The 24,220-nt window shown below is 35.4% G+C and carries 18 protein-coding genes and 1 pseudogene; 3 read left to right on the top strand and 16 right to left on the bottom strand.

Annotation, left to right across the window (positions count from 1 at the left end; genetic code table 11):
* Positions 1-40 precede the first annotated feature (40 nt).
* The 7 genes from AC4BC7_RS02150 to cdaA form a co-directional block, all read right to left on the bottom strand.
* A complete protein-coding gene (locus tag AC4BC7_RS02150; RefSeq protein WP_207940282.1) occupies positions 41-664 on the bottom strand; it encodes a hypothetical protein in 624 nt (207 codons plus the stop codon).
* Between the two features lie 214 nt (positions 665-878).
* Positions 879-3,026 carry a DUF4129 domain-containing transglutaminase family protein gene (locus AC4BC7_RS02145; protein ID WP_490503693.1) on the bottom strand — a complete coding sequence of 716 codons (2,148 nt, stop codon included), beginning with the start codon at positions 3,024-3,026 and terminating at the stop codon, positions 879-881.
* Positions 3,023-4,036 carry a DUF58 domain-containing protein gene (locus tag AC4BC7_RS02140; protein ID WP_207940280.1) on the bottom strand — a complete coding sequence of 338 codons (1,014 nt, stop codon included), beginning with the start codon at positions 4,034-4,036 and terminating at the stop codon, positions 3,023-3,025. Before AC4BC7_RS02140 ends, AC4BC7_RS02145 begins: the two co-directional genes overlap by 4 nt.
* Before the next feature lie 4 nt (positions 4,037-4,040).
* Positions 4,041-4,970: an AAA family ATPase gene (locus tag AC4BC7_RS02135; RefSeq protein ID WP_207940279.1), complete on the bottom strand. Its 930-nt coding sequence runs from the start codon at positions 4,968-4,970 to the stop codon at positions 4,041-4,043.
* A 99-nt stretch (positions 4,971-5,069) separates the two neighbouring features.
* Entirely contained in the window at positions 5,070-6,422 is a 1,353-nt protein-coding gene (gene glmM, locus AC4BC7_RS02130; protein ID WP_207940278.1) for a phosphoglucosamine mutase, read from the bottom strand.
* Between the two features lie 2 nt (positions 6,423-6,424).
* Positions 6,425-7,618 carry a CdaR family protein gene (locus AC4BC7_RS02125; protein WP_207940277.1) on the bottom strand — a complete coding sequence of 398 codons (1,194 nt, stop codon included), beginning with the start codon at positions 7,616-7,618 and terminating at the stop codon, positions 6,425-6,427.
* The gene (gene cdaA / locus AC4BC7_RS02120) at positions 7,618-8,508 is read right to left on the bottom strand and encodes a diadenylate cyclase CdaA (protein ID WP_207940276.1); all 891 of its coding nucleotides are present in this window, start codon (positions 8,506-8,508) and stop codon (positions 7,618-7,620) included. The genes AC4BC7_RS02125 and cdaA overlap by 1 nt, the downstream gene beginning before the upstream one ends.
* A gap of 183 nt (positions 8,509-8,691) precedes the next feature.
* Here cdaA and AC4BC7_RS02115 point away from each other — a divergent pair, with 183 nt between their 5' ends.
* Positions 8,692-9,204: a thioredoxin domain-containing protein gene (locus tag AC4BC7_RS02115; RefSeq protein ID WP_490503691.1), complete on the top strand. Its 513-nt coding sequence runs from the start codon at positions 8,692-8,694 to the stop codon at positions 9,202-9,204.
* Between the two features lie 69 nt (positions 9,205-9,273).
* On the opposite strand, the gene whiA is transcribed toward AC4BC7_RS02115, so the two are convergent.
* From whiA to uvrB, 5 genes are all read right to left on the bottom strand, one after another.
* Entirely contained in the window at positions 9,274-10,209 is a 936-nt protein-coding gene (gene whiA / locus AC4BC7_RS02110) for a DNA-binding protein WhiA (RefSeq protein WP_207940274.1), read from the bottom strand.
* Between the two features lie 18 nt (positions 10,210-10,227).
* Complete coding sequence (locus tag AC4BC7_RS02105; RefSeq protein WP_207940273.1) at positions 10,228-11,235, bottom strand: gluconeogenesis factor YvcK family protein; 1,008 nt, start codon at positions 11,233-11,235, stop codon at positions 10,228-10,230.
* Positions 11,232-12,116, bottom strand: a complete 885-nt coding sequence (rapZ, locus tag AC4BC7_RS02100; protein ID WP_490503690.1) for an RNase adapter RapZ — start codon at positions 12,114-12,116, stop codon at positions 11,232-11,234. The genes AC4BC7_RS02105 and rapZ overlap by 4 nt, the downstream gene beginning before the upstream one ends.
* A gap of 260 nt (positions 12,117-12,376) precedes the next feature.
* On the bottom strand, positions 12,377-15,202 hold the full coding sequence (uvrA, locus tag AC4BC7_RS02095; RefSeq protein WP_490503689.1) for an excinuclease ABC subunit UvrA: 2,826 nt from the start codon (positions 15,200-15,202) through the stop codon (positions 12,377-12,379).
* Positions 15,203-15,220: 18 nt separating this feature from the next.
* Positions 15,221-17,206: an excinuclease ABC subunit UvrB gene (gene uvrB / locus AC4BC7_RS02090; RefSeq protein ID WP_207940270.1), complete on the bottom strand. Its 1,986-nt coding sequence runs from the start codon at positions 17,204-17,206 to the stop codon at positions 15,221-15,223.
* 254 nt (positions 17,207-17,460) lie between these two features.
* Between uvrB and AC4BC7_RS02085 the strand changes: the two are divergent.
* Together AC4BC7_RS02085 and AC4BC7_RS02080 are read left to right on the top strand one after the other, a co-directional pair.
* Positions 17,461-19,614 (top strand): annotated as a pseudogene (locus AC4BC7_RS02085) (amino acid ABC transporter substrate-binding protein/permease).
* A 1-nt stretch (position 19,615) separates the two neighbouring features.
* Entirely contained in the window at positions 19,616-20,353 is a 738-nt protein-coding gene (locus AC4BC7_RS02080) for an amino acid ABC transporter ATP-binding protein (RefSeq protein ID WP_490503687.1), read from the top strand.
* Between the two features lie 145 nt (positions 20,354-20,498).
* Here the strand turns inward: AC4BC7_RS02080 and AC4BC7_RS02075 are convergent, their stop codons facing one another.
* Genes AC4BC7_RS02075 through AC4BC7_RS02060 form a run of 4 tightly spaced genes read right to left on the bottom strand, consistent with a single transcriptional unit; the run spans position 20,499 to position 24,045 of the window.
* Positions 20,499-21,695, bottom strand: coding sequence for an ABC transporter permease (locus AC4BC7_RS02075; protein ID WP_490503686.1), 1,197 nt, complete (start codon positions 21,693-21,695; stop codon positions 20,499-20,501).
* The gene (locus AC4BC7_RS02070; protein ID WP_490503685.1) at positions 21,692-22,375 is read right to left on the bottom strand and encodes an ABC transporter ATP-binding protein; all 684 of its coding nucleotides are present in this window, start codon (positions 22,373-22,375) and stop codon (positions 21,692-21,694) included. Before AC4BC7_RS02070 ends, AC4BC7_RS02075 begins: the two co-directional genes overlap by 4 nt.
* Complete coding sequence (locus AC4BC7_RS02065) at positions 22,376-23,563, bottom strand: efflux RND transporter periplasmic adaptor subunit (RefSeq protein ID WP_207940265.1); 1,188 nt, start codon at positions 23,561-23,563, stop codon at positions 22,376-22,378. It abuts the gene before it with no gap.
* Positions 23,560-24,045: a hypothetical protein gene (locus AC4BC7_RS02060; protein ID WP_490503684.1), complete on the bottom strand. Its 486-nt coding sequence runs from the start codon at positions 24,043-24,045 to the stop codon at positions 23,560-23,562. The genes AC4BC7_RS02065 and AC4BC7_RS02060 overlap by 4 nt, the downstream gene beginning before the upstream one ends.
* Positions 24,046-24,220: the final 175 nt, after the last annotated feature.

Here is a 24,220-nt window from a genome sequence, read left to right as displayed (position 1 = left end):
GCTATAAGATTTTAATTCGCTTTTCTAATAATAAGGTAGTTTAAAAAAAACGATTAATCACTGGAAATGTCCATTTTTTGGTAAATGTTTGCGGTACATACTGGGTTTCATAGCTTCCTTCTTGATTTTCCGCATATAAGGTTTGACTTGCTAGATAATGGCTGACGGTTCCTTGATAAATTAATTGAGGGTTTAAAGAAGCAACTAAATCATCTGGTGTAACGAGATAAATTGGTTTATGAAATTCTACCCTGCCACTCTCTTGTAAAATATAGGCTAAAAATTGTGAACAAAAAAAGGCGTTCTCGCGTTCCCACTCTTGACGTAACGCAATTCCTATTAAACCTATAAAATTATAACGATAATCAGTTCGGTTTAGTTCAAATTCCGTGATCTTTTCTTGCATCCGTTCAAAGTGTTCTTCAGACATTTCTAAATGATACACCTGACAACGGGAACGTAAGAAAAAATCCTGATATAAATTTTCCTTAACAAAACCACCCTTAAATGGATTATTAACTTTTTCACGACCAAAACTGTAAACATTATCTAATTGTTTATCTAAAGCAATAGATGAATGATTGTAATTTTTTCTAGTAAATATTTTAATGCAGTTAGTCAATACTGTTCCAGTATCTGTTAATACAATATATACACTTTTCATTTCGTTTCTCCTTCTCAACAAAAAAAGGCTTGTGCCCTTCTGCACTTCATTATAGCACATAAAAACAGCTTTTCTCATACTTTTCTCATAAGACTAAAGACTGATTTTAAAGAAAAAAGAGACTGTGACATCAGCCTCTTTCATAGTATCTATAGATGACTCTGCAATCCCGTAGGTTCTCGGCGTAAATCCATCGTCACTCAGTTGATATAGTTCAGATATTTTTTACTTGTGTCATTCCTCTTTTGAAAGGTTTATTCAATTTCCATGCCAAGGACTTTATTAATTCTTTCTCATTTTCAGTGATTTTTTCATTGCTATAAATCGATTGTTCATAATGAGAAGTTAATAATACGAATTCACCATTTAAGCCTGAGAATGCTTCTTCGGCTTGTTCTGCATATTGTTGCAATGGTTGTTCTTTAGGACGTGGAAGTTGTCTCTCTAATTTAGCTAATAGTAATGGGTACGTTTTTAAAAGCGGTTGCTTACTTATCCTCAATAATAATAAGATAAGTACATAAAAATGCCAATACCAAATCGTAATCAACACGATAGCTAACAATAACCATTTTAGCCAATTCCAAATCGGTCCAAAACGAAATGCTTGGTTATTTTGTTCAGCTTCGACAGACTCTACAGTCGTTTCTTGTTCGCTACTTGTAGAAATGCTTGTTGAAGACTCACTTGTTTCTATACTTTCTGAACTCGTCGTTTCAGTTGTTTCTACCAATTCTTCTGTCAAAGGCTGACTAAAAGAAGGCGTGGGTTCAAATGGTAACCAGCCATAACCTTCGAAATACACTTCTACCCAAGAATGAGCATCTTGATTTCGAACAGTATAGGTCTGGTAAGTTTCATTGGTTTCTGTTACGGTTCCTGGAGCGAATCCTTTCACCCAACGAGTAGGAATTCCCACGCTTCTCAGTAAAACAGACATTGCTGTTGAAAAGTTATCACAATAACCAACTTGCGAGTCAAATAAGAAATGATCCACATAATCTTGATTTTCTGGTGGGACCTTTGCATCTAATTTTGAATATCGGAAGTCAGACGAGGTTTTTAAATACTCTTGAACAGCCATTACTTTGTCAAACATCGTTTCTTGATTAGCAACCAACTCATTCGCTAAATCACGAACTCTTTGGGGTAACTGTTCGGGTAATTGCAAATAGTCAATCGTATTCGTTGGTAAACTTATGGAAACTTCAGATAACTCTGCTGCAGAGTAATTTAAATCTTGCCAATCAATACGTACACTGTTACCTAATAAATCGACACGATCACTTTCCTCATACAGATAAAAAGTTGTTTGCCCTGAAGTTAATTGAATTTGTTTTTCTCCATAAGGTAACGGCAAATATTGATTATTATTACGATTCTGAAAAGTTAGATTAATCGTTTCATTTTCAGCCAATTCTCCTTGATAATCACGTGCCGAGACGGCTATTTCGGAAGCATATAATAAACTTTGACGAGTTACGTTTTCTTCAGATGGCTCCCAGCCTTTTCCTGTATAGATATTTTTACTATCTACTCGCCAATAATGTGCCTGCTGTTGATCTGCTTCAAATAAAATCGTTCGATCATCTAGTAAGGGACCGCCTAATGACGTGTCATCTTCACTAAATCCAGTCCGTGATAAACCATTTCCCGGACCATTTCCTTGTCCATTTTGTTCAAAATAACGATAAAATCCTTGCTCATTCAATTGATTTCTAATGGAAGAACTCACTTCTAGCAAACGATTCTCTAATTGAGTTTTAGGAAGCGTTACAGCACTCAAAAATAGAAGACCAATCACCATTGTTCCAAGAATGATTGCTTGACGGTCTTTTAAATAAACAACAAGCCGAAAGAATAATGCGTTACATAAAACGAACAAAATAACTAGACTTAAATCTAAATGATTGTAGATAACTAAGAGTAATAAATACCCTACGACAATTAGCGTACTCAAATAAATACGCATATACTCAATTTGCAATTCAATTAGTAAAATCATCAATAATAAAATGATGGTTAATGCAATGGCTGGTGGAATAAAAGAAATTTCACCGCTAGAAAATCCCAAATAATTTTCTTTTAAGGTTTGTACAAAAAGGCTAACCCATTCTTTAGAAAAAGTCTGTCCAAGTGGCATAAAAAGATATGCTGCACCACTTCCAGCTAGACAATACACAGGAAACTTTAACCAACGATAAGGAATAATTCCCGCAATCAAACAAAACAGTCCTACTATCATGCCCGCTAATGGATAATTACCTAAGCGATAAATCGATAAGAACTGAATAAAAAAAAGAAAAAAAGTAATAAATGTTAGCAACATGGGGACCAGTTTTTCTTTTAGCTGCTGAATCATAAGGCCACCTCAATTCCTAACGTTTTCATTAACTCTTTATAAGTATAGACAGTAACTTGATTATCTTGTTGCAAGGAAGCAATTTGTTGTTCTAAATCCTCAGAATATTTGGGTGTAAAAAGAAAAATTCTCTTTTGATGAAAATCTGGCAAAGATTGAGATGCTTTTAACGGCTGAATCAGTGCATATTGCCTTAAGTCATTTTCAGCAAAAGCATCTGATTTTTTTCCTAACAATACGGCTGGTATTTGAGGAAATTGTCGCTGCAAGGAATAGAATACACTCAACATCTCTTCAAAATAAAAACTATCTTGTCCATAAAAGATAAAAATCCATTCAGAAGTTTGAAATTGTTGATATTCTCGATAAATTAATTCCTGTTGACGGCTTGATGCCTTCCAATCAATTTGTTTCAAAGCATCTCCTGCTCTATAAGGACGATAATTTTTCACCGTAAAACTTGGTTCACCATAAGAACTCCGTTGCAATATCTGTTGGAAATAAGAAATGGCTGTTTCGGCTGAATTTGAAAACTCTGGTAACACAAAACTTGTCATGTTCAATTCGAGAGTTTTCTTTTTTTGAAACCAACCAAAAAAATCTCGACTGATTACTTGAACAGGCAGTTTTTGATAATATCCTCGTTGTTCAGGTGACCAACTAACCTGCACGTTTTTTTGAGTATTAAAAAAATAAAAGAAAATAGACTGTTTAAAAAAGACACTAGATATTTCGGTTTGAAATAAAATTAATGGATATTGTCTTCGTTTGGTGATTTCTAACGTAAGTTCTGCCTGTTCTCCTAGATGTATCATAAGTTGTTCACTAGTAGTTAATTGTAACCTTCGTAAAGAGCCTAATATGCTTATCAATTCAATAAGGATAAGTAAGCTAGCAAATAACAACAAAGTCCAGCCCGTTTCATTGGTAAAAATCAACGCATAAATCACAATGAAAAAATAAGCCAAACTTAACATCAACGCATTACCCCAGTTTTTGATTTGTTTCATTCACTCACCTCCGAATAGGTACCGGAACACGTTCAATAATTTGCTGTAATATCGCGATTCTTTCTTCTTCACTGTTTCGATTTTTTAATTGAATGCGATGACCAAAAACAGCTGGTAAAATCTTTTGCAAGTCTTCAGGAATGACATATTGCCGGCCTTCCGTTAAGGCATATGCTTTCGCTCCACGAATAAAAGCGACACTTCCTCGCGGGCTAACTCCTAATGTCACACCTTGATGATTACGACTCGCTTGAATTAATTGCAACGCATATTTTGCAACATTTTCTTGAATGAAAACAGTATCGACTAATGCTTTCAAGTCATCCACTTCTTGTTCTGTCAAAATACGACGGATATTCGGCTCTTGCTGTTTACCAGTCATTAAAGTTAACTCATCTTGAAAAGACGGATAACCTATTTTTAAACGAAATAAAAAGCGATCAAGTTGCGCTTCGGGTAATGGATAAGTTCCCTCATATTCAATCGGATTTTGAGTCGCTAAAACAAAAAAATGGGGCGACAAAGTATACGTTTGATTATCAATGGTCACTTTTCCTTCTGACATTGCTTCTAATAAAGCGGCTTGTGTACGTGGACTGGTGCGATTAATTTCATCAGCTAACAAAACTGTAGTAAAAATAGGGCCTTGGCGAAACTCAAACTGATTGGTTTGGCTATTAAAAATAGAGACCCCTAAAATATCACTGGGAAATAAATCAGGAGTAAATTGAATTCGAGAAAATTTCCCATGAATAGCCTGAGCTAAGGTTTTAATCATTAATGTTTTTCCTACTCCTGGAATATCTTCAAATAAAACATGTCCACCAGCTAATAAAGAAGCGATGGTTAATTGGATAACTTCTCGTTTCCCTAAGATAACCTTTTCAACCTCGGCAATTAATTCAGGTATTTTTTTCGTTAATTCTTCGCTCATCTTCTTCCTCCTTTTAACTAAACTTAATGATTTCTGAATTTTCTTGCTATTTTTTATAAAAAATGAGAGAAAAATCAGGACGATTTCTCTCTCGTTTTTTTACAAACCGATTTCGCTGCGTACAATATCCGCAATCTTATCGACATAATAATTTACTTTTTCATCTGTTGGCGCTTCAGCCATGACACGCAATAATGGTTCTGTTCCTGAAGGTCGAACCAAAATACGACCTTCGCCATTCATTTCTGCTTCGGCTTCATCAATGACTGCTTTGATTGCAGGGACGTCCATCGCACCATTTTTATTTGAGACACGAATATTCACTAATTTTTGTGGATAAATGGTGACTTCATCAGCTAATTCTGATAGTTTTTTGCCTGTTTGTTTCATGATACTCAATAATTGAATCCCAGATAACATCCCATCACCTGTCGTATTAAAGTCCAAGAAGACCATATGTCCAGATTGTTCGCCACCGAAGTTGTAATCATTTTTACGCATTTCTTCGACAACATAACGATCTCCAACTTGTGTAATGACATCTTTTAAGCCGATTTCTTCGACTGCTTTATGGAAACCTAAGTTACTCATGACAGTTGTGACAATCGTGTCTTGTTTTAATCGTTTTTGTTGTGCCAAATATTTCGCACAAATATACATGATTTTATCTCCGTCTACGATTTGGCCACGTTCATCTACTGCAATGATGCGATCACCGTCACCGTCAAATGCTAAACCAGCATCTGCGCCTTTTTCCACAACAAATTCTGCAAGTTTCTCTGGATGCGTAGAGCCAACGCCATCATTGATATTTAATCCATTTGGTGATGTGCCCATTGTATAGAAATCTGTTTCTAAATCAGCGAACAAACGGTTGACAGAAGTTGCAGTTGCTCCGTTAGCCGCATCGATACAAACAGTTAAGCCAGATAAATCGCCACTAATTGTTTGTTGCAAAAATTGTGAATATTTCAATAAGCCTTCTGGAAATTCTTCTACCGTTCCTAAGCCTTCTGCTGAAGGACGTGGTAAAGTGTCTTCCGCTGCATCTAACAACGCTTCAATTTCCGCTTCTTGTTCATCGACTAATTTAAACCCGTCATTTCCAAAGAATTTAATCCCATTGTCTTGTGCTGGATTGTGGGAAGCTGAAATCATAACTCCGGCACTAGCTTTTTGAATACGAGTTAAATACGCTACGCCTGGTGTTGAAATAACTCCCAATTGGAATACTTCAATCCCAACTGACAAGAGTCCTGCCACTAAAGCACTCTCTAATAGTTGTCCAGAAATACGCGTGTCACGTCCTACAAGAACACGAGGACGTTGATCACCTGTTTCGTGTTGACTTAATACATAACCGCCACAACGTCCTAATTTAAATGCTAACTCTGGTGTTAATTCTTTATTGGCTTCGCCGCGAACACCATCCGTACCAAAATATTTTCCCATAATTATTGTTCCTCTCCCATTGTCTCTTGTTCTTCAATTACTGAAGATGATTCTCGAGTACTTTCTTCTATTGTTTCTTCACTAAAATTTGAAGTCATTTCCGGTTCGTTTGAAGAAATTATTGCTTCAGTAGATGGCACTGATTCATCAGAAGTTTGCGGTACAGACTGTTCCACTTCTGTAGTTTCTTCTTGGCTATCTTCAGTTTCTGTAGTGACACTCGATGAATTTGTTGAACTACTTTCTTCTGTAAATACCGGTGAGATTTCTACCGTCACTTGTTTCGGTGTTGCTACAACGCCTTCTTCAGTTGGAATAGTCACTACTTTCTTTGTACTTTTTTCCACATCAGATACATCTACAGGAACACCAATACTTTCAATTGTATCTAACAGCTCTTGTGATCCAGAAATTATTGCTTGTGTAGGGTTTACTAAAAAATCAAAATGTGAAATGCCTGTTGGTGGCGTTCCTTGTTGGGCAGCATATAAACTAACCGATTTTTCTGGCACAGATACTTGTAAACTAACATCTACTGTTTGAGGGTTAATCTCTGTTTGTAAAATTTCACCATTCTTATCTACAGCATAAACTGCCGCTTGAATAGTTTGATTATTCGTTGCATCTTCTAACGCATCTACATCAGCTACAATTTTGGCAATATCTTTCAGTGTTTGTTCACCCGTCGTTACAGTTACTTCACTTGGCTCAGAAACTATTTTATCTAATTGAAAGCCATCTTGCAAATTTTCTTCTGAATAATTGATTTCAACAGGAAATTTTTTCGTGACTTTCTTTTCGATTGTGACTGTAAAAATTCTAGATTCAATTTTACCTGTCACACTATTACTCATATCTTGGATTTCCAATAAGACATCATGTGTTCCAACATCTAAATCTGTTAAGTCAGCTACTACGCGAAAATTTCGTGTATCATCGTTTTTTTCAGCATTGAGTTGTACGCGATTCACACTAGACAGTTTCACATCGACAGTTGGCTGATATCCTTGAATAAAATATTTGTCTGAATCATAGATTGTTTGGATTGGTACATCAGTCACCGTCTCTTCATAAGCGCTAGGTGTAATTAAACTGCTTTGAAGGCTCGATCCATTAGCATTAAAAAATAATACTAAGCTAAACAACAAAGCTAACAACCCATACATGATGTTGCTTTTTCTCTGCTTAGTAAACATCACTTGCCTCCTTTATTCAATCTGTTCAATTCATCTAAAATTGTCTGAAAAATATTTTTCTTTTCTTTTGGTTTTTCTTCCAAGATAAAAGCTTCATTTAACATTTTTAAATAGTCTTCTTGACTTAAATCTGAATATAGTCGGTTATTCAAAGTAATACTCACATTTCCAGTCTCTTCCGAAACAATAATTGTTAACGCATCACTGACTTCAGAAACACCCAATGCTGCTCGATGTCTTGTACCAAATTCTTTTGGCAATAATACACTGTCTGACAGTGGCAAATACGCACATGAAACAGAAATTTTCCCATCACGTATAATGACCGCCCCATCATGCAGAGGTGTATTCGGGATAAAAATATTTATCAATAATTCACCTGTAATATCTGCATCTAACGGAATTCCCGTTTCGATATATTCTTCTAATCCTGTATTACGTTCAATCGTAATTAATGCCCCAATTTTTCGTTTTGACATATACTGAATTGCTTTATCAAAAGCTTTAATCATCTCTTCATCTTTATTGCTTTCATTTTTTGAAGGTGTAAAGAAAGTCGTCCGACCTAAATGTTCCAATCCTCGTCGAATTTCTGGTTGAAAAATAACAATTGCCGCAATCACTCCATAAGTGATTACTTGATCCATCAACCACGACAACGTGTGTAATCCAATCAATTCAGCTAAGAACCGAATTGCGATAAACATCGCTACTCCTTTAAATAATTGAATAGCTTTCGTCCCACGCACCAGTTGGATTAATTTATATACAATATACCAAACAACAATAATGTCTAATACATTTATTAAAAAAGGTAATGAAAATACATCAATAGATAACAATTGTCTCCAATATTCTAAGTTAAATAATTCGCCAATATTAAGTTTCATACTAACAGCCTTCCTTTATTCTAAGACTCGTTCTTCTATTAGTATAGCATAGGTTTTTTTCTGGTGGCGACAAAAAAAGCTCTTCTTTGAAAATTTTTGAAAACTTTCCGAGTAAATTCAAAACAGACGACTTTTCAATCACACAAAAATTCGTTACACTATACTTCAAAGGGAGGAATTTCCATGGATATTTCAGTGATTAAAGCGAATAAAACCAACAAAGACAATGGTATTTTTATTGGTGATTTGGCACCTAAACAATTATTAGAATTTATTAATGTTCGTTGCCCGTATTGTAAAAAATGGTTTGAAGAATCTCGTGAACTTTTAAATGAAGCAGTGAATGCCAACAAAATACAACGGATTATTAAATTAATCGACCGACCAAAAGAATCACTTCAACGAGGAAATGTGATGCATCGTTTCGTAACAACAGACCATGCGCAACAAACGCTGGCAGATTTAACGAAAATTTTTGCTACCCAAGCACAATGGGGAAATTTATCTTTAGAAGAAGTTGCTGAATTTGCTAAAAATGAGCTTCATTTATCCGAACATAATCATTTAGAATATGCTCAAAAATTAGTTGAAGAAACAGAACAAGCAACGATCAAATTTGTTCCTACAATTGTTATCGGCGACCATATTTTTGATGAAAATATTGATCAAGAGACCCTAATAGGTTATATCGATTAAATAGTTTAACTAACTGAAACGCCCCTCAAAATTAACTTTTGAGGGGCGTTTCAAAGCTACTTCATTCTTTTAATTTGTATCCTCACGTAAGCGATCCGCAAATTCATTAATTTTACGAATCCGATGATTAATGCCAGATTTAGAAATCACACCTGAAGGAATCATCTCACCTAATTCTTTAAGGCTCACTTCAGGGTGTTCCAAACGTAGTTCAGCAATTTCTTGCAATTTTTCCGGTAACGATTGTAATCCAACACGATCCTCAATATATTGAATATTTTCGATTTGTTTTGATGCCGCATCAATAGTTTTGTTCATATTTGCTGTCTCACAATTCACTAACCGATTGACTGAATTACGCATATCTCTAACAATACGAACATCTTCAAATTTTAGCATCGAATTTGTAGCACCAATTAATGTTAAGAAATCAGCAATATGTTCGGCTCCTTTCAGATACGAAATATATCCATTACGTCTTTCTAGCGTACGTGCATTTAAACCATAATAATTTAACATACTACAAATATCTTGATTGTGTTCTTCATAAATCGAATAAATCTCTAAATGGTAACGACTTGTCTCTGGATTATTAATAGAACCAGACGCCATAAATGCGCCCCTTAAATATGAGCGCATTTTTTGAGCATTCCCCATAATTTCTCCTGAAACATGACTATGAAACATTAATCCGTCCATTATTCCTAAATCATCTAAAACAGCTCTTGTTTCTTGTTTCAAACGAACGATATAGACGTTATTTTTCTTTAATTTCATTTTTCGACGAACCAATAACTCACTACGCACATCATAGTGATCTTTGAGTAGAGAATAAATTCGACGAGCAATCGCAGCATTTTCTGTTTGAACATTCAAAATAATTTGTTGGTTTGATAAACTAATCGAACCATTCATACGAATCAACGCTGCTAATTCAGCTCTTGCATGTTCGCGATGAACTTCTAAACTCGTCAGTTCTTTTTTTACATCTGCTGCAAAAGACATCTTATCCTTCTCCTCTCTCTAATTTTTTATTTTTGCGCCATACACAATTCGCAGTAGCTCTTGTACGACTTTTTCTCCATCATGAAATACACCATTATCTCTTAATTCTAAAAAATCAGTAGAGACAACACGGCAATTTTCTTCGCGTAGCCCATTAAAATCATGCTTCACTTGTACTAAATACTCATCGTACGTTTCTGTATCCATGTATCCTTCTGGTACAGGCTCGGTATTTACTAGGACAGTATCAACAAAAGGAGCTTTTAAATGTTGATGCAACACTCGCACGTGATCGGCATCTGTAAAATGTTCTGTCTCTCCTTTTTGCGTCATGATATTACAAATATAGACCGTCTCCGCAGTCGTTTTAAGAATAGCTCGGCCGATTTCAGAAATCATTAAATTCGGTAAAATACTGGTAAACAAACTACCTGGACCTAACACAATCATATCCGCTTCCAAGATAGATGTAACAACTTTACGTGCTGCTTTAGGTTCATCATCATTTGCATGATTACGAACATAAACATGGTCGATTGTTTTACGATCTACAGCAATCTTAGATTCACCTACAGCAGTGGTACCATCTTTAAACACAGCATGTAAGACAAGCGGTTCATCAGAAGAAGGATAAACTCGCGCATCAACATGCATCATTTTCGTTAATAGTTGAACGGCTTCATACGTACTGCCACGCATTTCAGACATTGCGGCTATAATCAAATTTCCCAAAGCGTGATTGGCCAGAAATTTATCTTCTTTGTTAAAACGATATTGAAAAATATCCGAATATAGTTTGGGCATGTCTGATAAAGCTACCAAAACGTTTCGTAAATCGCCCGGTGGTGTCATGGTAGTTACTGAATCACGTAATTGGCCACTACTTCCACCATCATCAGCTACAGTCACAACTGCTGTAATATCTACACCTTGATTGCGCAAACTCTTTAAGATTACCGGTAAACCAGTACCACCACCAACTACAACAATCTTCGGTTTTCTGATACGGTAAGTTTTCATTTTCATGAGCGATTCACCGTTTCTTTTCGTTTATCTTTATCGCGATGCGTGATATTTACTTTATATTCTTCAGATAGAGCTTTTCCAACACGTTCGGTTAAAGCTACAGAACGATGTTGTCCTCCTGTACAGCCAATAGCAATCGTTAAACTGCTTTTTCCTTCTTTCACATATCCAGGCATAATAGTTTTCAATAAACTCAAAAATTGTTGATAAAACGCTTCTGTTTCATCAAAAGACATTACATATTCATACACTGGTGTATCCATTCCTGTTAATGGGCGTAACTCACTAATGTAATGCGGGTTAGGTAGAAAACGGACATCCATCGCGATATCAGCATCGATTGGTAAGCCATATTTAAACCCAAACGAAACCATTTCAATCCGGAACCCATGATCTTGAGAATGACGAAATTCTTGATTGATTTTCTCACGTAATTGACGTGGTGTTAAATTTGTTGTATCGATAACAATAGAGGCGCGTGTCTTTAGATCCTCTAAGATGGCACGTTCTTTACGAATACCTTCTGTAACTAAACCATCCATCGCAAGTGGATGCGTACGTCGGGTTTCTTTATAACGTGAGACTAATTCATTATCTGAAGCATCTAAAAATAATACGCGCGTATCAATAAAAGCGGTATTTTCAATATCTATTAACATACTTTGAATTTCTTCAAAGAATGAACGTGAGCGTAAATCAACAACTAAAGCAATTTTCGTCACTTTTCCAGATTCTTTAATTAATTCCCAGAATTTAGGGATTAAGCTTGGAGGCATATTATCAATACAGAAATACCCCATATCTTCGAAACTTTGGATTGCGACGGTTTTTCCAGCACCACTCATTCCTGTAATAATAACTAATTCTAAACTTTCTACCATCGTTTTTTGCTCCTCTCATCTATTGCATATATGTGCAATTCAATGTTTACATTCCATTATATCATTCCGGGCGTATCATTGCGAATTTTTATTATTTTATTCACAGAAAAAAAGCCATCTAGAATTTCTTCTGATCGCTTTTTTTCTATTTGAACGGATAGAACTTATAGGTGGAATTTCATTAAGAAGATTCCAACTGTCTTTAATTCTAACCAACCTCTACTACTGTAGCAAGCTTTTTATTAGAATTTTCTATAAATTTAACCTTTTTCTAAAACCGTCTGCAAATATTTTCCTGTATAGCTTTCTTTCACTTGGGCAATTTCTTCAGGTGTTCCTGTTGCTAAAATGGTTCCTCCACCCTCACCACCTTCTGGACCTAAATCAATGACATGGTCCGCAGACTTAATAACATCCAAGTTGTGTTCAATGACTAAAATAGTATTTCCTGCATCTACTAAGCGTTCTAATACTTTTAATAGACGAGCAATATCATCAGAATGGAGACCAGTTGTTGGTTCATCTAAGATATAAAAACTCTTGCCACTTGATTTCTTATGAAGTTCACTGGCCAATTTCATTCGTTGGGCTTCACCACCAGATAAAGTGGTGGCGGGTTGTCCTAAAGTCACATAACCTAAACCAACATCAACAATGGTTTGAAGTTTACGATGAATTTTTGGAATGTGCTTGAAGAATTCAACTGCATCTTCCACCGTCATATCTAAGATTTCAGAAATATTTTTTCCTTTATAATGGACTTCTAGTGTTTCTGAATTATAACGTTTCCCATGGCATACTTCACATGGAACGTATACATCAGGTAAGAAATGCATTTCAATCTTGATAATTCCATCACCTTTACAAGCTTCACAGCGACCACCTTTTACATTAAAACTAAAGCGTCCTTTTTTATAACCACGAATCTTGGCTTCGTTAGTTTGTGCAAATAAATCACGGATATCATCAAATACACTTGTATATGTTGCAGGATTACTACGTGGCGTACGACCAATCGGACTTTGGTCAATATCAATAATCTTTTCAATACTTTCATAACCAGTCATTTTCTTGAATTTACCTGGTTTATTTGAATTTCGATTAATTTTTTGTGCAAGTGCTTTTTTCAAAATTTCATTGACTAAAGTCGATTTTCCCGAACCAGAAACACCGGTCACAGCGACAAATTGACCCAATGGAAATTCAACAGACACATTTTTAAGATTATTTTCTGAAGCGCCTGTAATTTTAATAGCTTGGCCGTTCGATGGACGACGCTCTGCTGGAACAGGAATTTTTCTATCTCCAGATAAATATTGTCCAGTCAGTGAATTAGGATTAGCCGCAACTTCTGCAGGGGTACCTGCTGCGACAATTTCTCCACCTGCATGACCAGCTCCAGGTCCGACATCAATTAAGTAATCAGCGGCCCGCATTGTATCCTCATCATGTTCTACGACAATTAATGTATTCCCTAAATCACGCATTTTTCTTAAAGAATCTAATAAACGATCATTATCACGTTGATGCAATCCAATGGAAGGTTCATCAAGAATGTATAAAACACCTGATAGATTAGAGCCAATTTGCGTAGCTAAACGAATCCGTTGCGCTTCTCCCCCAGACAACGTTCCTGCCGAGCGACTTAAGGTTAAATAATCCAACCCGACATTTTGGAGAAAGCTTAAACGATCATCAATCTCTTTAACAATTGGACGGGCAATCATCGATTCTTGCGTACTTAACTCCAGCCCTTCCACAAAAGACACAGCTTTATTAATTGCTAATTCGCTAATTTCACCAATATGCTTTCCATTTACTTTAACTGATAATGCCTGTGGATTTAAACGATACCCTTGACATGATTTACACGTAAGCTCGGTCATATATAAGCGCATCTGATCTCGAGTAAAATCACTATTTGTTTCATGATAACGGCGTTTGATATTCGTTAAGACCCCTTCAAAGGGAACTTCGACATCGCGAACACCGCCAAAATCATTTTCATAATGGAAATGAAATAATTCTCCGTTTGAACCATTTAAAATAATATCACGCTGTTCTTCAGGTAATTCTTCAAACGGTGTATCCATATCAATGGAAAATTCTAAACAAGCCTGTTCTAGCATTTGTGGATAATATTGCGAACTAATTGGGTTCCAAGGGACTAATGCACCTTCGCGTAATGTCTTTGTCTGATCAGGAACAACTAGATCAATATCCACTTCCAACTTAATTCCTAGCCCATCACATTCGGCACATGCGCCAAATGGAGCATTGAATGAGAACAAGCGTGGTTCTAATTCCCCCACTGTAAATCCGCAATAAGGACAAGAATAGTGCTCACTAAATAATAATTCCTCGTGCCCGATAACATCGACAATTGCATAGCCTTCTGCCAGACGTAATGCGGCTTCAAAAGAATCGAATAAACGCGAGCGAATGCCTTCTTTCACTACAATTCGGTCAATAATAATCGCAATATCATGTTTTTTATTTTTTTCAAGTTCAGGTGCTTCAGAAATATCATACACTTCGCCATCGACACGAATACGTACATACCCTTCGCGTTGAATCGTCTCAAATACGCGTTTATGTTGCCCTTTTTTTTGAGTAATGATTGGTGCTAAAATTTGAATTTTACTGCGATCAGGTAACTCCAAAACTTGATCCACCATTTGTTCAACAGATTGACTGGTAATCTCTGTGTGATCATTCGGACAAATTGGATGCCCAATTCGTGCATATAAAAGACGTAAATAATCATTAATTTCGGTCACCGTTCCGACGGTAGAACGAGGATTTTTACTGGTCGTTTTTTGATCAATTGAAATTGCTGGACTTAAGCCATCAATGCTATCCACATCTGGTTTATCCATTTGACCTAAAAATTGACGCGCATAAGCAGAAAGGCTTTCAACATAACGTCGTTGACCTTCTGCATAAAGCGTATCAAATGCTAAAGAACTTTTCCCAGAACCTGATAATCCAGTTACTACAACTAATTGGTCACGTGGAATAGTGACATCAATATTTTTTAAATTATGCGCACGTGCGCCATGAATCACGATTTTATCGTTCGCCATAACTTGCCTCCTGTTAAACTAAGCTTTCAACTCTAATATAGTATCGCGTAAAGTCGCGGCTTTTTCAAAGTCCAACGCTTTCGCAGCTTCTTTCATTTCTTTTTCTAATTTCAATAATAATAATTCTTTTTCTTCTTTTGATAAGTCTTCATATGAATTCACATCATAATCGGCGACTTCTTCAGCAACTTTCGAAATAGAAATCAAATCGCGAATTTCTTTAATAATCGTTTTTGGTACAATTCCATGTTCAACATTGTATGCTTCTTGAATGCTTCGACGACGAGATGTCTCATCAATTGCTCGTTGCATTGAATCAGTCATCTTATCTGCATACATAATTACTTTCCCTTCTGCATTTCTTGCCGCACGCCCAATGGTTTGAACTAATGAACGCTCGCTTCGTAGAAATCCTTCTTTGTCTGCGTCCAAAATGGCTACTAACGAAACCTCTGGAACATCCAAACCTTCACGTAGTAAGTTAATGCCAACTAAGACATCAAATTCTCCCAAACGCAAGTCACGGATAATTTCTGTACGTTCTAATGTTTTAATATCGCTATGCAGATATTTAACCTTAATGCCTAATTCTTTGAAATAGTCTGTTAAATCTTCAGACATTTTCTTCGTTAAAGTTGTGACAAACACCCGTTCATTTTTTTCTACACGTTCATTAATTTCACCAACCAAATCATCAATTTGTCCCATAATTGGTCGAACTTCAATGACGGGATCTAATAAACCAGTAGGACGAATAATTTGTTGAACAACACTATCTGTCTGTTCATGCTCGTAAGGTCCTGGAGTTGCTGAAACATAAATAATTTGATTGACATGTTTTTCAAATTCTTCTAGGCGCAACGGACGGTTATCCAAAGCCGATGGCAAACGAAAACCGTAATCCACCAACATTTGCTTTCTGGCACGGTCGCCATTGTACATGCCCCTAATTTGCGGCATTGTTACATGCGATTCGTCAATCACAATAAGATAATCATCAGGGAAGAAATCGATTAATGTGTACGGTGGTTCGCCTTCTTTTCGTCCATCCATATGGCGAGAATAGTTTTCAATTCCTGAAGTATAGCCCATTTCTCGCAACATCTCTATGTCGTAATTTGTTCGTTGTTCTAAACGTTGTGCTTCTAACAGCTGATTATTTTCTTTTAAAATTGCCAATCTCATATCTAATTCTTTTTGAATAGACGCAATGGCATGTTCCATATGTTCGCTGTCAGTTAAAAAGTGTGTTGCTGGGAAAATCGATACATGTTCAGTTTCTCCTAAAATTTCTCCAGTTAAAGCATCTACTTCACGGATCCGATCAATTTCATCTCCAAAAAATTCTACACGTAATGCTCGTTCATCACGTGATGCTGGGAAAATTTCCACGACATCTCCTCTTACACGAAAACGACCACGTTGAAAATCGATATCATTTCTTTCAAATTGAATATCAATTAGCGAACGTAAGATTTCATCACGACTAACTTCCATCCCCACACGTAAAGAAACGACTTGTTTTTGATATTCCATAGGTGAACCCAAACCAAAAATACACGACACTGAAGCAACAACTATCACATCATTGCGTTCTAATAATGCACTCGTTGCAGAATGTCGTAATTTATCTATTTCATCATTAATACTTGAATCTTTTTCGATATAAGTGTCACTTGAAGGAACATACGCTTCTGGTTGATAATAATCATAGTAACTAACAAAATATTCTACTGCATTGTTTGGAAAAAATTCCTTAAACTCTCCATATAATTGTCCTGCTAAAGTTTTATTGTGAGCAATAATCAAAGTAGGTTTATTGACATTTTGAATAACATTCGAAATGGTGTATGTTTTTCCTGTACCAGTCGCACCTAACAAAATTTGTGCTTTTTTATTTGCTTGTACCCCTTCTGTCAATTCTCTAATTGCTTCTGGCTGATCTCCTGCAGGTTGATATTTGGAGACTAATTCAAAATGATGAGTAGTATCTCTTTCAATCATAAAATGCATGCCCTCTTTCTTCTTTAAAGGGTCTTAAATATAAAGACCGTCTACTTTTATTATTTTAACACAGCGAACATACTTTCGCTATTTTTTATAACTTTTCAATAAAAAAAGAATGATATGCGATTATTTCTAACATTGTGTGTTAGAAGAAAAGATTTTTTTCGCAAATTTCGGCTATTTTCTTGCCTACTATAAAAGCTTTGATATATAATTTTGTAATATCTGACACTTAGGAGGAATTATTTAATATGAAAAGAAAAACTCTATTCATTTCATTATTTTCGTTTATGATGACGTTATTCTTTTTTTCAAGCGCGACAACACTCGCTGCTGAAAAAACTTATAAAATAGGGACGGATGTCACATTTGCACCTTTTGAATTTCAAAACGAAAAAAATGAATACGTTGGGATCGACATCGATTTGTTGAACGCTATCGCTGATGATCAAGATTTTGACGTTGACTTGCGCCCTCTTGGGTTCGATTCATCTGTACAAGGAGTTCAATCAAATCAACTGGATGCCATGATTGCTGGAATGAGTATTACCGACGAACGCAAAAAAAGTTTTGATTTCTCAGATCCATATTTTGACAGTGGAATCCAAATGGCTGTAAAAGCTGATGACGACGAAACCACTTCTTTGGATGATTTAAAAGGTAAAACGGTCGGTGCCAAAGTTGGGACAGAAAGTGCAACTTTTTTAGAAGACAACAAAGATAAATATGAGTTTGATGTCAAAAACTAGGATGATGCAACTGGTTTATATGGTGCTGTTAAAAATGGAACTGTCGTGGCAATCTTTGATGACTTTCCTGTTTTAGGATATGCAATCAATCAAGGGGAACAACTAAAATTAGTTGGTGAACCCCAAAAAGGAAATTCTTACGGTTTTGCTGTTAAAAAAGGTGAAAATAAAGAATTGCTAGAAAAATTCAATGCTGGTTTAAAGAAAATGAAAGAATCTGGTGAATACGACAAAATTGTCGCTAAATACATCACTTCTGGTAGCGAAGAAACAGATGCTGGTGAGATGAAAAAAGTCGAACCTAAAAAAGATTTATATGTCATTGCGAGTGATTCAGCCTTTGCTCCATTTGAATTCCAAGATGAAAATAATCAATACATTGGAATCGATGTTGATTTATTAAATCGCGCTGCTGAATTGCAAGGATTTAACATTCGTTTTAACCACATCGGTTTCTCTGGAGCTGTCCAGGCAGTCGAAGGTAATCAAGCTGACGCCATGATTGCTGGCATGTCTATCACAGAGCAACGAAAAGAATCATTTGATTTCTCAGAGCCTTACTTTGAAAGTGGTATTCAATTAGCGGTTAAAACCGGAACAACAGATATTACTGCTTATGAAGATTTAGATGGCAAAACGGTTGGTGCTAAAGTTGGTACGGAAAGTGCTGATTTCTTAGAAAAAAATAAAGATAAATACGGCTATAATCTTAAATATTACGATGCCGCAGACCAATTATATGACGCTGTTCGTGTAGGTGCAATTGACGCTTTGATGGATGATTACCCAGTAATTGGTTACGCCATTGCTCAAGGACAAGAATTAGAAACGCCAATTGATCGTGAATCTGGTGGTGAATATGGATTTGCAGTTAAAAAGGGACAAAATCCTGAATTATTAGAAATGTTCAACGAGGCCTTAGCTGAAATGAAACGTACCGGCGAATATGATGAAATTGTTTCTCGCTACATTCAAGATGGCAAAAAAGCTGAAAGTAGTGTGAACGAATCAACATTCACTGGTTTAATTAAAAACAACTATAAAGTCTTACTAACAGGACTTGGCAAAACAATTGCTTTAGCATTGATTTCTTTTGCTTTAGCATTAGTCGTAGGTGTAATTTTTGGACTATTTAGTGTAGCACCAATTAAAGGTCTACGTGTCTTCGCTTCAATCTATGTCGATATTATTCGTGGTATTCCAATGATGGTATTAGCATTCTTTATCTTCTTTGGATTATCTGATGCAATTGGCGTTACAATTCCCGACTTTGCAGCGGGAGTAATTACCTTAACGCTCAATGCAAGTGCCTATATTGCCGAAATTGTTCGTGGTGGTATTAATGCCGTGCCTAAAGGGCAAATGGAAGCTTCCCGAAGCTTAGGACTTTCTTATCTACGTACGATGCAAAAAATAATTTTACCACAAGCAATTCACATTATGATTCCTTCTTTCGTGAACCAATTTGTTATCTCATTAAAAGATACGACAATCATTTCTGTTATCGGTGTGGTGGAATTATTACAAACGGGTAAAATTATTGTGGCAAGAACTATGCAAAGTACGTATGTTTACTTAATTATTGCTATTATGTACTTGATTGTGATTACTGCTTTAACGAAATTTGCCAAAGTGTTAGAAAAGAAGGTGAACTAAGATGAAAGAAAAAATTCTTGTTGAAAATCTCGTAAAAAAATATGGAGATAATACTGTTTTAAATAATGTCAGCACTTCAATTAAAGAGGGTGACGTCGTTTGTATCATCGGTCCTTCTGGTTCTGGTAAATCTACATTCTTACGTTGTTTAAACCGCTTAGAAGAGCCTACAAGCGGCGATATCATCATTGATGGTGCACATTTAATGGATAAAACAACTAATATTAACCAAGTACGTCAACATATCGGAATGGTATTCCAACATTTTAACTTATTTCCTCATCTTTCTGTCCTAGAAAATATTGTTTTAGCTCCTATGGATTTGAAAGGCGCTTCAAAAAAAGAAGCGGAAGAACAAGCTACTAAATTACTCGAAACAGTGGGCTTAGCAGATAAGAAAAATATGTATCCAGATAATTTATCAGGTGGTCAAAAACAACGTGTGGCGATTGCTCGTGCATTGGCAATGAATCCTGATATTATGTTGTTTGATGAACCAACTTCAGCACTTGATCCAGAAATGGTTGGCGATGTACTAAACGTTATGAAAAAATTAGCCAAACAAGGAATGACGATGGTCATCGTTACGCATGAAATGGGATTTGCTAAAGAAGTAGCCAATCGAGTAATGTTTATTGATGGCGGTAACTTCCTAGAAGATGGTTCTCCAGAACAACTCTTCAATCATCCTCAACATGAACGTACCAAAGATTTCTTAGATAAAGTATTAAACATCTAAAAAAAGAGACTGTAATATAAAGAAAACAAGATAAAAATATCCGAATGATATAGAAAATACACTGCCTGTTAAAAGGTTAGTAATTCACTCTATATCATTCGGATATTTTACTGTTAATGAGTCTTATATTATTGTCTCTTTTTTTCTATCTTAAAATCTCGATTAAATCTTTTTTAGCAGCTTCAGAAGCAGGCATTACAGAAAAAACAATACCTATTCCACTAGACACCCCTACAGCTAACGCTATTGTAAAGAAATCAATGGAAACTGAAACATCGATTAAAGAACCAATCAGATAGGCACAAGCAATACCAATGACATATCCAATAATTCCGCCTACTAAGGTCAAAGTTACTCCTTCTAGAAGAAACTGCAAACGAATAGAATTGCGAGTCGCTCCTAAAGCTCGTCGAATACCAATTTCTTTGGTTCGTTCAGAAACTGAAATATACATCATATTCATTACTCCTACACCAGCAATTAATAACGATATCCCTGCTACACAGGAAATAAATAAAGTAATCGTTCCTAATATTTGGCTGATACCATCCGTTAACATAGCAGTATCAAAAACTATATATTCCCCAAAGTCTTTCATCGTCCCTTTTTCTTCTAAGCGTTTAATTACATCAGTGGTTACAGTTGCTGGTGTAGCATCTTGTTCTAAAGTAACTACTAAGGTTGAACTAGAAGAATCATTTGCAAAGTAACGTTCATAAACTTTCTCTGGAATAGAAATATTACTCTCAGGCATCGAAAACATACTTTCCATTTCGTTTCCTTGATAAATTCCTACAATTTGAAATAAATGGCCTTCAATTTCAAATCCACGTTCTAATGCATTTTCAACTGTTTGATATAAATCTTTAGCGGTTACTGAATCAATAACTACCACATTATTTTCTATATCATTATCATAAGTAGTTAACGCTCTTCCAATAAGTATTTCCTGTACCGATTTTTTTACTAAAGAAATTTGCTTGGTTTGTTTTTTATCTGCAATACTGATTTCTTTATAAATTGTCCCCTCAGTTTTAGGATAAGTAACCGTCTTGACTCCAGTTACTTGGCCAATAACTTCTCGGTCTGTATCGTTAAAAAAATTAACGTTACTTGTATATAAACTTTCATTTTTTGGAGTAAAATTCACTTGAATTTCAATTGCATCAGAATCTCCACTATTTAAATTTTTAATCGTATCTTTCTCAAAGCCACGACCGATTGCTAAAATGGTAATGACTGCAGCGATACCGATAATAATTCCAAACATTGTTAGTAGGCTGCGTTTACGATTTTTAAAAACAGAACGAATCGATGTCCGCCAATTCACATAAATATTCATCGATTCAACTCCTTATCTTCCATAATGGCACCATCTCGAATTTGAATTAAACGTGTGCAGTACGGAATCATCTCTGGATCATGCGTAACTAAAATAATCGTAGCCTTTTTTTCTTGATTTAGTTGGACAAAAAGTTTCATAATTTCTTCTGAAGTATGTGTATCTAAAGCCCCAGTTGGTTCGTCAGCAATAATAAATTTAGGTTCATTAATTACCGCACGAGCAATTGCCACTCGTTGTTGTTGTCCCCCTGATAATTGCTTAGGATATTTAGTTGCTTTGTCTGTTAATCCTACCATTTCCAAGGCTGCTAAAACTTTTTGTTTTGTTTGATGGAAACTATAACCATTATAAAGCAATGGTAATTCGACATTTTCATATACCGTATTATTTTCAATCAAACTAAAGTTTTGAAAGACAAAGCCTACTGTTTGGTTACGTATTTTTGAAAGAGCGTCATCTGACCAAGTAATAAAAGATTCTCCTTCAAATAAATACTCTCCTTCGAAAGATTTATCGATAAAGCCCAATAAGTTAATCAATGTGGATTTTCCTGAACCAGAAGGTCCCATAATCGCAATCATTTCACCTGATTCAATGCGTAAATTAATATCTTTAAGAACTTGTAGACTCTCTTCTTCACTTTGATAATATTTATTGATATGCTGTAAGTCAATCATCTATTTCACCGTCACTTCTTGACCATCACTTAGTTTATTATCAGGATTTTCAATAATTTTTTCTTTTTCAGATAACCCTTTCTTTACAACGACAAAACTATCTTTTTTTTCGATTGAAACGGGGGTCTTATGTGCTTTACCGTGTTTAACAACAAAAACGGATACTTGTTCTTCATCGGTTACTAAAGCACTTTCGGGAATACGCAATTCATCTATCGGCAATATAATTTGGCAATTATACCCATATTGAATATTTTCAGCTGGTTTGACAGTAAAAGTATATGTCGCAATACTCGTCTGAGTTGCTTCAGATGAATCAGGTAGAGGATTAATTTTTGTAATTGTTCCATCAATTTTTGTATTGTCATTTGTTAATTGGATTGTGATTGGTGTATCTTTTTGCAAACGATTATAGTCATATTCTGTAACTTTGGCCTCAACAACCGTCTCTTTACTAATCACTTGTATCAACGGAACAGCAGGATTCGCCTCTCCTTTCATGTCTATCGTCACAATTCCATCACCTTTAGCAAAAACATTAGTAATCATCTTATTTTGGGTACTTTCAATACTTTCATTCGCACTATTCGCATCTAAATAAGCAGAATCCAATGCTTGTTGTGCTTGTAAAATAACATCATCTTGTGCCGATAAAGCTTCCGTATATTGCTCTTTTTTTACTTGTTCTTCTTGACGAATTGCTTGTCCTTCAGGTGTACTGTTATCAGCATTGTCAAACTGTGTAGAAGCCGTATATAGCTTGTCTTGAATTTCTTGTTTTTTCACATAGGCATTATCCAAATTTTGCTGTGCCGTTTGGATAGAAAAGTTTAATTTTTCTAAACTTTGTTCTTGTTCATCAATCTGCTCTTGAACAGCTTTATTTTCATATGCCATAACAGCCGTATTGGCTTTAATTTCTTGACCATTTTGGACTAAAATATCTGATATATCACCTTTTGATTGATCATAATAAAAAGCCTCTGTGGTGGCAGGTGTAACAACACCTTTAAAGATTAGTGGATTAGCCTTTGCAAGAGTTACAACTTGATATGAATCTTCTTTTGCTTGTGTTGGACGACTATAGATATATGCCATAACAATGACTAAAATCGCAACGATAGCTGCTGCTATGCTTACTATAATTTGTTTCTTTTTACTTAATTTTTTACGTTTTTCCTTCTTCATATTTCCTCCTCGGTGTCTGCTTTAAATAAATAAATCAAGGTTAAAATTGCTGGTAAAGCTAGCAAAATTTGAACGACTAAGGTTATGATAGTCATCATTTGAGTCATTTCACCTAAATCAACTGAAGGAGTAAATAACAGAGAATAAACAATGCCCACTACAGCCCAACCTAGATATAAATAATACGGTGTTTTAGATGCTAAAGTTCTTCTTTTTAACTTCTGATTATTTAAAAAAAGTAACACGACAATAGCAATTGAAATCACTACATCAATCGATGCATACACTTTAGATTGCAAACTATTAGCTTGTTCATATAGTTGTGACGCTTGTGGACCTAGTAGTTGTTCATTATATAATGAGGGATCGGGATTTAAAGCTGTAGGTAAACTAAACAAAGTAATGATTAAAAAAATACTACATAACACTAATAAGACCATATTCCAAGTTTTAGCCTTTTTTAAATTTCTAACAGTTTCCATAAATTTGCTCCTTTTAATTTATTTGATAGAGAACAATTGTAAGTTAAAAAAATCACAATTATAACTAATTATTCTTTTATCTTTAATTATAGTGTACCACATTACTTTATTTATCAACCTTTCAAAAATGTTAGTTTGTTTAAAAAAATATTCTAAGCGTTATAAAAAACTTGAA

The organism is Enterococcus sp. AMC1623 (assembly GCF_058216495.1).
This window is presented reverse-complemented; position numbering and strand designations above follow the sequence as displayed.